The 11,089-nt window shown below is 48.7% G+C and carries 10 protein-coding genes; all 10 read left to right on the top strand.

Annotated features, from left to right (window positions below; translation table 11 throughout):
• The first annotated feature begins 179 nt into the window (after positions 1 to 179).
• A complete protein-coding gene (locus BBG47_RS19765) occupies positions 180 to 1,931 on the top strand; it encodes a glycoside hydrolase family 13 protein (protein ID WP_065293141.1) in 1,752 nt (583 codons plus the stop codon).
• A gap of 115 nt (positions 1,932 to 2,046) precedes the next feature.
• Complete coding sequence (locus tag BBG47_RS19760) at positions 2,047 to 2,961, top strand: LacI family DNA-binding transcriptional regulator (protein WP_065293140.1); 915 nt, start codon at positions 2,047 to 2,049, stop codon at positions 2,959 to 2,961.
• A gap of 25 nt (positions 2,962 to 2,986) precedes the next feature.
• The gene (locus BBG47_RS19755) at positions 2,987 to 4,333 is read left to right on the top strand and encodes an alpha/beta hydrolase (protein WP_065293139.1); all 1,347 of its coding nucleotides are present in this window, start codon (positions 2,987 to 2,989) and stop codon (positions 4,331 to 4,333) included.
• Positions 4,330 to 5,673 (top strand): alpha/beta hydrolase, encoded by a 1,344-nt coding sequence (locus tag BBG47_RS19750; RefSeq protein ID WP_065293138.1) that lies wholly within the window; start codon positions 4,330 to 4,332, stop codon positions 5,671 to 5,673. The genes BBG47_RS19755 and BBG47_RS19750 overlap by 4 nt, the downstream gene beginning before the upstream one ends.
• 100 nt (positions 5,674 to 5,773) lie before the next feature.
• A complete protein-coding gene (locus BBG47_RS19745) occupies positions 5,774 to 6,502 on the top strand; it encodes a hypothetical protein (protein ID WP_065293137.1) in 729 nt (242 codons plus the stop codon).
• 236 nt (positions 6,503 to 6,738) lie between these two features.
• Positions 6,739 to 7,314: a sigma-70 family RNA polymerase sigma factor gene (locus BBG47_RS19740; RefSeq protein ID WP_065293136.1), complete on the top strand. Its 576-nt coding sequence runs from the start codon at positions 6,739 to 6,741 to the stop codon at positions 7,312 to 7,314.
• The gene (locus BBG47_RS19735; RefSeq protein WP_065293135.1) at positions 7,304 to 8,134 is read left to right on the top strand and encodes a hypothetical protein; all 831 of its coding nucleotides are present in this window, start codon (positions 7,304 to 7,306) and stop codon (positions 8,132 to 8,134) included. Before BBG47_RS19740 ends, BBG47_RS19735 begins: the two co-directional genes overlap by 11 nt.
• Positions 8,131 to 9,006, top strand: a complete 876-nt coding sequence (locus BBG47_RS19730) for a carbohydrate ABC transporter permease (protein ID WP_065293134.1) — start codon at positions 8,131 to 8,133, stop codon at positions 9,004 to 9,006. The genes BBG47_RS19735 and BBG47_RS19730 overlap by 4 nt, the downstream gene beginning before the upstream one ends.
• Positions 9,007 to 9,019: 13 nt before the next feature.
• Positions 9,020 to 9,898, top strand: a complete 879-nt coding sequence (locus tag BBG47_RS19725) for a carbohydrate ABC transporter permease (protein WP_065293133.1) — start codon at positions 9,020 to 9,022, stop codon at positions 9,896 to 9,898.
• A 27-nt stretch (positions 9,899 to 9,925) separates the two neighbouring features.
• A complete protein-coding gene (locus tag BBG47_RS19720) occupies positions 9,926 to 11,086 on the top strand; it encodes an efflux RND transporter periplasmic adaptor subunit (RefSeq protein ID WP_065293132.1) in 1,161 nt (386 codons plus the stop codon).
• Positions 11,087 to 11,089: the final 3 nt, after the last annotated feature.

Genomic DNA, 11,089 nt, shown 5'->3' with positions numbered 1-11,089 from the left:
GTTGCAAGAACTCGAAGAAGGAGCAGCGGAATGTAGGCGAGACTACATGAGCAGCTAAAATGTTTCTGGAAGAAACATACTTCGAAAGCATACGCTCTTCAAGAGTGAATGCAAGATTCGATGCCGAGTTACATCATTGAATAATCTTCGTGATCAAAAGCGACAAAAAGGAGTTTGTTATGTTACTGGAAGCGATTTACCATAGACCCGGAAATTCATATTGCTATTCTTATGATAACGACACGATCCATATCCGGCTGCGCGCGAAGAAAGGCGATCTTCGATCGGTCACAGCTCTGTATGGCGATAAATACGATTGGGACAACACAGCAATGGAAGCTGCCATGTTCATCATGGGTAGTGACGAACTGTTCGATTATTGGCATGTGGAGGTAGCTCCTCCGCACAAGCGGCTCCGTTATGCATTCGTATTAGCCGCAGGCGAGCAGATATTATGGTATACGGAAAAGGGATTCGTTGCCGAAAAGCCAGCTGATCCACTGACGTTTTTCGACTATCCGTTCTTATGGTCAAGCGAGGTGCTACAGCCGCCGGCGTGGGTGAAGGATACGGTGTTCTATCAGATTTTCCCTGATCGGTTTGCCAACGGGAACCCTGACAATGATCCTGAACAGGTGCGGCCTTGGACAGCCGACGATCCGGGGCAGGATGATTTCTACGGCGGTGATCTCCATGGGGTGTTGGATCGTCTGGATTACATCAGCGAGCTTGGCGTTAACGCCATTTACTTTACCCCGTTGTTCGAGGCAAAGACGAATCATAAATATGACACGACGGATTATTTGAAGGTGGATCCGCAGTTTGGCGACGTGGCCCTGTTGAAGAAACTGGTGAAGGCCTGCCACGACCGGGGGATTCGCGTTATCTTGGATGCGGTATTCAATCATTGCGGCTATTGGTTCGCCCCGTTCCAGGATGTTATGAAGCATGGGGAAGCATCACGCTATCGGGACTGGTTCCATATCGAGCAATTTCCGCTCGTGCGGGAGCCGAGAGCATCTTACCGCTGCTTCGCCTTCGAATCTCACATGCCGAAGCTGAATACGCTCAATCCTGAGGTCAAAGCTTACTTGCTTGAAGTCGCACAATATTGGATTCGGGAATGCGATATCGATGGCTGGAGATTGGATGTTGCGAATGAGATCGACCATGATTTCTGGCGCGAGTTCCGCAGAACATGCAAAGGATTGAAGCCGGACTTTTATATTTTGGGTGAGATATGGCATGATGCGATGCCTTGGCTGCGCGGCGATCAGTTTGACGCGGTCATGAATTATCCGGCTACGGAGGCTATTCTTGATTTCTTTGCAAAAGGGACAATCGATGCGGAACAGTTCTCTTATCAAGTGAACAGGCTGTTGGCTGACTATCCGAAGCAAGTGGGTGAAGCTACCTTCACGATATTGGGCAGCCATGATACCCCGCGTTTGTTAACCATGGCTCAAGATGAACGCAAAATGAAGCTTGCAGCGCTGTTCCAGTTCACATTCTTCGGTGCCCCATGCATTTATTACGGGGACGAGGTGGGCATGACAGGCGGGCCGGATCCGGATTGCCGGAAGCCCATGGTATGGGAAGAGGAGAAGCAGAATGGCGGACTGCTGCGTTTTTATCGGGAACTGATCGCTTTGCGTACCGCCTATCCAGCACTGCGGCAAGGCTCATTCCGATTCGTTTATGCATCCGGAGATCACTTGGTCATCCGAAGACAGCATGCTGACGAGCAAATGTATATTTGTTTCAATAATAGCGAGCAGGCAGGAGCGTTCTCCTTTTCGTTGGAGCTGGATGATTCGTTGTTGTTATCACCTTCGATGCTCGGAGATGGATCATTTGCGTTGGAAAATAACAACGTTACAATTAACTTGCCTGCATATGGTTGGGTGGTATTGATGGCTGAATCAAGCTAAATGAAGCTGCGACTAGATATGGTCTGCGGGAGACAAGGGCTAAATTGACACCCTATGGGCGGTATGCTTTAATTGGCTTAAACGTTTAAGTCTAAGCCAAGCGAGGTCGAATAAGATGAAGAAGACAACGATAAAAGATATCGCCCAAGCAGCGGGTGTGTCCATTGCTACTGTGTCCTATATATTGAATGACGTTAAGAATCAATCCATTTCGAATGAGACGCGCGTCAAGGTGTTAAAAATCGCGCAGCAGCTCAAATACGTGCCGAACCGAACAGCCCGCTCTTTAAAAGTAAAGAAGTCGGGCTTGATTGGAATTCTGGTATTCAAGGACGATCAACAAAGCTTTGGCTCAGATTTGAAGTATGCCAAAACGATAAGCAAGATCGAACAGCAATGCAGTGCGCTTGGCTATCATGTTATTTATATGCAAATCGACAATACGGAACCGTCATACAAGGTTATTATGGAACGGAATTTGGACGGCGTATTTTTAATCAATGTGGATCAGGAGCGATTTGCGACGATTACGCCTTACTTCGGCTTCGGGATTCCCGTGTTTGTTGTGGACAGTTATATTGAAGACTCGCTGTTTCATAAAATTATGCCTGATGTGGAAGCGGGTTTTCAACGATCCCGCGAATTGCTGAATGAAGCTCCGCAATTTCTGATCATGGATCGCTATAACAATAACCAATGGTCAGATGTCATCAAGCAGGCATCAGGCTTGCCAGAAGAACGGATTCATATATATGAACATAACCAAGGGATGGAGTCCTTCTTGGCCGAGTTCGAAGACCAACCGGGCATCGTACTGAACGAATTTATTGCCAATGAAGCCGCCAAAGTCCATCCCAACTTGATTGCTTGGTGTACGTGCCACTGTCCCGAAATTCTCGGTCAAGATACAGAGAGGGTCACTTTCGACTTGAGTAGATACGATTCATTTGTAGGCGTTATGAACAGCTTTATTGATGATGTGGAGTTTGTGCACGAGGAGAAGTTTTTGAAATTACCAGTCTCCTCGTAGATCAATATATGAGGAGAAATGCGTAGTGGATTCATCACGTCTTATTGAGATTGACGAATTTTATTCGAGCATCTTATCTAATAGAAGAAAAGTATTTATTTACTTGCCTCCGAGCTATCGGACGAACGAACAGAAGCGGTATCCCGTGCTCTATATGCACGATGGGCAGCATGCATTTTTCGCGGATCACAAGGGAGACTCCTGGGATGTCCATCTTACGGTTGATCGTCTTGTAGCCGAAGGCAGGATGAAGGAAATCATCGTGGTTGCCATTTCCCATATCGAAGATGCACGGATTGCGGAGTACATGCATGCGAATCCGGATGGGCACAACCTATTCAACACAGCGAACCAAGGAGAGCGGTATGAGCAGTTTCTCGTAGAGGAAGTGAAGCCTTATATCGATCGAGAATACCGTACACTTCCAGGCAAGGAGCATACGGCTTTGATGGGGTCATCCGCTGGCGGCTTGGTGTCCTACAATATCGGATTCCGCCAATCCGATACATTCGGCATGATCGGGGCTTTATGTCCGTTCGTTGTCAGTGTAAATCCGGATACGATGGAGGATCGCTGGCTAAGTCATATCTATACGGAAAAGAAGGATCTCAAGATCTGGATGGATGTTGGCGACGCGGAAGGCTTTACCGTTATGGAGAAGCATGTGCGGCAGGTCGTAGACACGCTCGTTCGGATCGGATATGAGCCGGGGAATGATCTGATGTATTACTATGCCGTCGGTTCCGGACACGCGCAGAAGGATTGGGCCGCAAGGGTTCATGCGCCACTCCTTTATTTCTTCGGAGATATCGGTACGCCTGTACATGCTGAATTGCATGGTTCCCATGTGGTTGGAATTCTGGGGCCGACGCAAAGGTTCAATGCGGTCGTTCATTACGACAGCGGCTTTGTCATGACGGATTTGAACGCCCGGTATGAAGTGGCCGATCCTCGCATCCTAGAAGTGACCGTGGATGGAACGCTCATTCCGAAGCGGTCGGGCAAGACGCACGTCATCTATCATCATGATCAGCTCACAGCACATGCAGAGATTACAGTCATTCCGTATCTTTCGGAGACGGCTGCAGTTACGTTGGTTGTAAAGGTGCCCGAAAATACGCCGCCTACCGAAAGGCTGTATGCAGGGATCGAGCTGCCGATAATCGATGCTGGGCAATATGGGGGCACGTTCAAGGTGCCACGGGATATGGCGTTCGAGTTCCGGATTTCACGTGGCTTGGGCAAACATGAAACGGATCGTTACGGTCATGAAGTGCCGTATCGCAAATTTAGAGTAACGGATGGTTTGGAGCTGCATTACGAAGTCGAGAATTGGATTGATCTAGCGACGGAAAGGGTGGAGGAGCGATGAGCACGAAGTACGGATCAAGCATCCTGCGCGTTGAAACATTTCACTCGGAATATCTGAATAACGATAGAGAACTGTTCATTTATGTTCCTCCGAGCTACCAACAAGACCCGAACAAGCGGTATCCAGTCTTATACATGCATGACGGTCAAAATATTTTCCATCCGGCCTTCAACGGCTATTCATGGAATGTGCACGCTGCCGCCGATAAGCTGATTGCCGAACAGCGCATGGAAGAGATCATCATTGTCGGCATTCCGAATATGGGGATGGAGCGGGCAGATGAGTTCACACATGACTTGGAAGGCGTTCGTTATCAGGACGACAAGTTTGCAGTCCAACCGCGAGGCCATCAGTATGAGTGCTTCCTGATTGAAGAGGTCAAGCCTTATGTGGATGCCTTATTCCGCACGCGACCGGAACCGGAGCATACGGCCTTAATGGGCTCTTCAAGAGGTGGGCAGGTGACGTATCATATAGGGCTGCGGCGTCCTGACGTATTCGGCATGCTGGGGATTATCTCGCCTTATTTGTATTGCGTTTATCCCGAAACCTTGGAAGAAGTGCCGTTGTACCATACCTTTACCGCCAAGCAGTCCATTAAGAAAATTTGGATCGATCTCGGCAGCCGTGAAGGGCTGCTGGTCATGGAGAAGCATGTGCGCGAAGCAGCGGAAAAATTGCTTAGCATCGGCTACAAAGCAGATGACGAGCTTGTCTACCTCTATGAGCCCGGTGCGGCGCACGTAGAGAAGGATTGGGCAGCGAGAGTGTCTGCGCCGCTTCTTCACTTCTTCGGCAAGCGTGGCAAGGCTTGCTCGCTTACGCTGCATGGGGATCAAGTGGTTGGGATCGAAGGGCCTCCGTGCCGGCTGAATCCGATTATCGAGTTCGATTCCGGCTTCAAGATGTCAGCGCTTCGTGCGGCGTACCGTGTGGAGGATGAGCAAATCGCGCAGGTTCGGGATGATGGAACAGTCACTCCGCTTCGCCCGGGCGTTACGGAAGTAACGGTACAATTTGAGGGTTGGGAAGCATCGATGCCTTTGCGAGTTGTAGAGGAGCTCAGTACGCATGTTGACTTGGAGATCATTGTCCATGTGCCGCCTGGTACGCCGCAGGATCTCAAGCTGTACGCTTGGTTCCCATTGACGTACGATCCTAACACGGATGCATATGCGACACGCCTGCGCATCCCGCTGCATACAGATTGGCTGTTCCAAGTGAGCCGAGCAGACGGAATCGTGGAGGTAGATGGTGCGGGGGCTTGCGTCGAACGCAGCTATAAGGCAGAGCAGGACGAAACCCTAGAGATACATGTTGAGAGATGGAGCGGGCAATAAGGATAAACGGATGGAAGCGCGATGTGAATGGTCGAATAAAAGAGTGATATGCGAATCGGCATCGGGAGAAGAAGAAAGAGACGAGAGGAGATGATACAGCATGAAGACATGGAAAACGGGCTTCCTATGTGGCGCTATCTTGTTTACGGGCATCGCATTAAGTACTTCGGCGATAATCGCCAATGCTGAGAAGCATGGACTTGATGGGGAAGGAAAGAAACTGTCGATCGACAAGCCTGTATCGATAGATGATCATCTTCCAGTGCGAGAGCTGTCGGGGGCAATGGGCGATCGAACGGTACAGGTTACGCCGATGGATAAAGATATCCCTAAGAATGCTAATACAGACGCTATCGATCATGGTGGTATGACGAAGGTCGAGAATCGTAATCGTAAGAAAACGGGAGTGAACCATGGCAGCAGTGACAAGAAGCAGGACAAGCTGCCAGTAAGCTATACGGTTAACGAAGTAGAGGTTACGGTTCATTCGATTCGGGTTACGGAAAAGGCTACGGACTTCGAAGTGACGATTACAAACAATTCGGATAAAGACAAGGTTACACTTGATATGCAAAAAGTAATAACGAAAGCGAACATCGGCGTTAAAGGGAGAACAGCAGAAGCGGTCGAGATTTCCTTAGATAATCCGGACTTTTCGAACAAAACGATTCGTCCAAAGAAGGAACTGCATGGCTGGATCCGCAATCAAGGCTTGCAGGATCGAGATATTGTCAATTTGTCGCTTGCATTATCCGTAAAAGGAGCGAAGGAGACAAGAACGTATTCGTTCCTTATTGATTGCACCAAGTTGAAGTTCCGTACCCTATAATCGGTGCCTGATGCTGAAGTGACTGAAGTGAACAAGGCGTGCGTGAGAAGAAAATTTCTCATTCACGTCTTTTTGCTTATGTTCGACAGCTCCTGATCTGTATCGATGCCGACACCGACGCAGGGCTTCATTAGCGATATAATCGAATACAAAGAAAAAAAGTAGAAAAGTACCGAACCTTTTCAGATGATCGAGGCAATATAGGTTGTAAGCTTACCAAGGAGGGCCCTTTTTTCATGAAAGATATCAATATCGAGCACTGGATTGAACGGATGAAGGAAGGGGATTCGTCTGCTTTTCAGGTGATCTATGAATGGTCATTCCCCGAAGTCTACCGCTCCGTTGTCTTTTTGATGACGGAAAAGAATGAAATCGAAGATGTTATGAACGAGATATATTTTCAGCTCTGGCGATCCATCGACAATTACGATACGAACCGTCCCTTCCGATTCTGGATGCATGGAATCGTGCTGAAGCAAATGCAGAAGTGGCGAACAAAAAGCTGGAGGCGGTTCCGAATCTTCGAGAAGAAGAAGCTCTTGGAGAGGGAAGAGTATATGTTCTCGGATCGCCGGATTTTGGAGGCCGAGACCCATCAGGAGATGTTGACCATGGTTCATCAGCTCTCCTATAAGCTTCGAGCGGTGGTTATTCTGCGCTACTATCACGAATACACCTTCGATGAAATCGCTGAATTGCTGGACATTCCCGTAGGCACAGTCAAATCCAGGCATCATGCTGCACTAGGGAAGCTTCGCGAGCTCAGCCCTTATCTTGAATCAGAAAAGGAGCAGGAACTTTATGTCCATTGAACAACAACTGCGCGATAAGCTTCAGGATTGTGCGGAAGCAATGGAAAATCCATCTGACATGCAGAAGCGCATTCAAGAAGTTTCTTACGAACGATATCGCAATGAAAAAAACAAAGAAACATCAAAATCAAATCTGAACATTCGCATGGTAGCATGCGTGCTTGCGGTTGTACTCCTCGCGCCGATTGTCATCTATACCGGGCCTACCGTAGCTGCGCAGATTCGTGCCTTGCTCAATCTATCCGGGACGGAAGATGTGCGCAGCTTCATCACGAAGGATGAGGATTCAGATTATGTTACTACGAACTTATATGCGGATGAGATTAGCGACAATAAGACAGCGCAAGAAGTGCTTGCACGCATTTACTGTGGGTTCCCTGAGACGAAGGATTTCGACATCGCAAGCGCACAAATTGCCAAAGGAATCAATGGAGGGGAAAAGATCCATAGATTTAACATCATTCTAATGGAAAAAGGAAAGACATTCGCGGAGACGCATAAAGAGGTTGTAGCCAATGTCGATGTGGAGACAGGACAGATTCAGTTTGTGCAAATGATTGGTTTAGAGCCATACGCTCCGCACGCTTCACAATTGCAGAAATCGAAAGCGATCGCGATGGCTAATGCATTCTTGAAGCAATTGGATGTGTCTATTGATGGATATCAGCCTGAAGTGGCAGGAACCCAGCCAGGTGAAGTACAAGGAATCGGTCAATTTATCGTCATCTACAAGCGTGTAGCGGATGGCAAGGAGATGTTCCAAGTGAATCTCCAAGATGGCAGTACAAGTGTTGCATTCTTCCCATCGGAGAAGTCATGAAGCGGAATCGTCTAAGCCGCAGAGAAGGACTGGTAGCAGCAACATTCTTGCTGCCGAGCGCCATTGGCTTTGCCTTATTCTATCTCATTCCGTTCGGGATGGGGCTAGTCTATTCGGTATTGGATCGAACAGTTGGCGGTTCATTTGTTGGACTCGCCAATTATGAGGAGCTGTTGAACAGTGATTCCTATCGTAAAGCTGTCTCGAATACGTTCTGGTTCACGGCGGTAAATGTCCCGTTGATGCTCATCCTGTCACTTGGGATCGCACTCGTGCTGAACCGGAACCTCTATTTGCGCCAATGGCTTCGGATGGCTTATATGCTGCCGTTGGTTGTGCCCGTTGCTTCTGTTGCGATGGTGTGGCAAGTACTGTTTGATTGGAACGGATCAATTAACGCTTGGATGCATGCTGTCGGGATTGAACAACAGGTAGACTGGATGAAGTCGGCCTGGGCGAGAGGCGTGATCTCGGTGTTCTATCTATGGAAGCATATTGGCTACAACATCATCTTGTTCCTTGCAGGACTGCAAAGCATCCCGCGAGATTACTATGAGACGGCTGAGCTGGAGGGGGCAGGCAAGTGGCGTCAATGTTACGGGATTACACTTGTCTATCTCACGCCGACGATGGTCTTCGTCGTCCTCATGTCGATGATGAATACGTTCAAAGTATTTCGTGAAACATACCTGATCGCAGGTGATTATCCGCATGACAGCATCTATACGCTCCAGCATTATATGAACAATATGTTCCTTGCAATGGATGTGCAGAAGCTGTCAGCGGCTGCGACACTGATGGTGATCGGGATCTTTATCATCGTGGTGCTGTTGCTTCGAGTAGAGAAGCGATATACACAATTTATGGAATGATACGGGAGGTAGAATGAAGAAGGCGGGTTTCATTCGGAACCTATCGGTCACGCTGGTGATGGCATGCATCGGGCTCATCATGCTATTCCCTATTGTGATAACTTTCACAAATTCACTGATGACGGAGCAGGAAATTCGCGGCAATTACGGCCTAGTGGGTCAAATGCCAGTTGTTACGCAAGGAGAGCCTGCTGTATTCGTGAATCTGAAACTCATCCCGGATTGGCTGTCCTTCGAGCAGTATGGGAGCGTTTTGCTAGAGACGCCGACGTATTTGTTCATGTTATGGAATTCCGTTGCAATGGTCGTGGCGATTATTGCGGGACAGACAGTTGTCAGTGCACTGGCTGCGTACGCTTTTGCCAAGCTCCAGTTCAGAGGTAGAGAAGGCTGGTTTCGGGTGTATTTGCTGACGATGCTGATGCCTTTCCAAGTGACCTTGGTTCCGAATTATATTATTGCTGACAAGTTGGGACTAATGAATACAGCTGGCGCGATTATTTTGCCAGGAATATTCGCGGCATTCGGTGTGTTCATGTTGAGACAATTTATGCTCTCGATTCCCTATGCGCTTGTTGAAGCAGCTCAGATGGATGGCGCCGGTCATTACCGCATTTTCTATCAGATTATGCTGCCTTTGATGAAGCCGGGAATTGCGGCGCTTATTGTTCTACTGTTCGTTGATTATTGGAATATGGTCGAGCAGCCTTTGATCTTTTTGGAAGATGTCTTTAAACAGCCGTTATCACTCTATTTATCTAGAATTCATAAGGAAGCCCAAGGCATCGGCTTTGCCGCATCGCTGATCTATATGATGCCAATGGTGCTCCTGTTCTTATATGCGGAGTCTTATTTTATCGAAGGGGTCCAAATGTCGGGGATCAAAGGCTAGCTCATGAGAGGAGAGAGGAGGGATAGGATGCTTACAGGGTTTACAGAAGCGCTGGATGCAAGTAAAAAACGAAAAATAGTAAGGCTCTCCAGCCTATTCGTAGGCTTGCTTCTGCTCCTTACCCTATCGAGCAATACCTTGCTGACCTTACATCTGCCGAAGGTGCGAACCGAGCTGGGGAGGCAAGAAGCGTTAGTAACCGAGTGGCGTGGTACGGCACGGCTGATGCCGCGGCAGCTTATCGAGTTATCGAACAAGGCGGAATGGTCAATCAAGGAAGTCCATGTGAAGGAAGGAGATCTCGTGAAGAAGGGACAGACGTTAATCACCTATGAGAACCCTTCTGCTGCTCAGGATATTCTGGACGTGCAGGCTGGTCTTGCAGGGCAGCGGCTCTCGCTTGCTGACTTGCAAGATGCCTACATTGAAGCTGTACAAAATAACGATGAGATACAGGCGCGCCGCACGAAGCGGGAGTTGGAGCGGGCACGGTTAGCCATTGGTGTTCAGGAGCGAAAAGTGACCACGATGCAATCGGAGGCGAGTGATCGCAGACGAATCATCGCGCCTTTTGACGGTATTGTGACACAGATTCGTGCAACACCGCAGCAGCCTTCGGGGAGTGGTGGGCCAGATATTAACATAGCGAATAGGCAGCGAGGTTATCAATTCGAAATGGTCATCCCGGATGACTTAGGCCTGAAATTGCGTACCGATGAGAAGTTGAATGTTCAGATCGAGCATGAGGGGGCCAAAATCCCGGCTGAAGGGATTATTACGGACATTCGTCCGATGTCAGGTGCTGATGGAGGTGCTTCCTTGCAAGATGGGGTGGGAAGAAGTGCGTCTCAGACGGTTTCCGGCCAACGGGTCGTTGTGAAGGTGCAACATCCGAATGTTCAGGCGAATGAACTTGTGAGTGTGGAATTGACACAATCGGAGAAGACAGATGGAGGTATGCTCGTATCGAGCGAAGCGATACGTCAGGAAGGGAAGAACAGCTATGTTCTTGTCATCGAAGAGCGTCCAGGACCGCTCGGCAATACCTTCATTGTTCGCAAGGCTCCCGTCCGGTTAGGGAGGACGAATGGGCAAGAAACACTGGTGCTGCAAGGGGTATATGGGAAAGATCGAATAATTGTCGAGAGCAGCGAACCGCTAACCGAAGGACAACGTGTTAGGGTGTAATGC

This window comes from Paenibacillus sp. KS1 (genome assembly GCF_001680695.1).
In the GTDB taxonomy this organism is placed as follows: domain Bacteria; phylum Bacillota; class Bacilli; order Paenibacillales; family Paenibacillaceae; genus Paenibacillus_B; species Paenibacillus_B suaedae.
This window is presented reverse-complemented; position numbering and strand designations above follow the sequence as displayed.

What these genes read in the sequence shown, in the direction of transcription:
- BBG47_RS19730 (WP_065293134.1), top strand. Translation starts at nt 8,131, where the DNA reads ATGAAGCGGAATCGTCTAAGCCGCAGAGAAGGACTGGTAGCAGCAACA.
- BBG47_RS19760 (WP_065293140.1), top strand. Translation starts at nt 2,047, where the DNA reads ATGAAGAAGACAACGATAAAAGATATCGCCCAAGCAGCGGGTGTGTCC.
- BBG47_RS19740 (WP_065293136.1), top strand. Translation starts at nt 6,739, where the DNA reads ATGAAAGATATCAATATCGAGCACTGGATTGAACGGATGAAGGAAGGG.
- BBG47_RS19750 (WP_065293138.1), top strand. Translation starts at nt 4,330, where the DNA reads ATGAGCACGAAGTACGGATCAAGCATCCTGCGCGTTGAAACATTTCAC.
- BBG47_RS19725 (WP_065293133.1), top strand. Translation starts at nt 9,020, where the DNA reads ATGAAGAAGGCGGGTTTCATTCGGAACCTATCGGTCACGCTGGTGATG.
- BBG47_RS19735 (WP_065293135.1), top strand. Translation starts at nt 7,304, where the DNA reads ATGTCCATTGAACAACAACTGCGCGATAAGCTTCAGGATTGTGCGGAA.
- BBG47_RS19745 (WP_065293137.1), top strand. Translation starts at nt 5,774, where the DNA reads ATGAAGACATGGAAAACGGGCTTCCTATGTGGCGCTATCTTGTTTACG.
- BBG47_RS19720 (WP_065293132.1), top strand. Translation starts at nt 9,926, where the DNA reads ATGCTTACAGGGTTTACAGAAGCGCTGGATGCAAGTAAAAAACGAAAA.
- BBG47_RS19765 (WP_065293141.1), top strand. Translation starts at nt 180, where the DNA reads ATGTTACTGGAAGCGATTTACCATAGACCCGGAAATTCATATTGCTAT.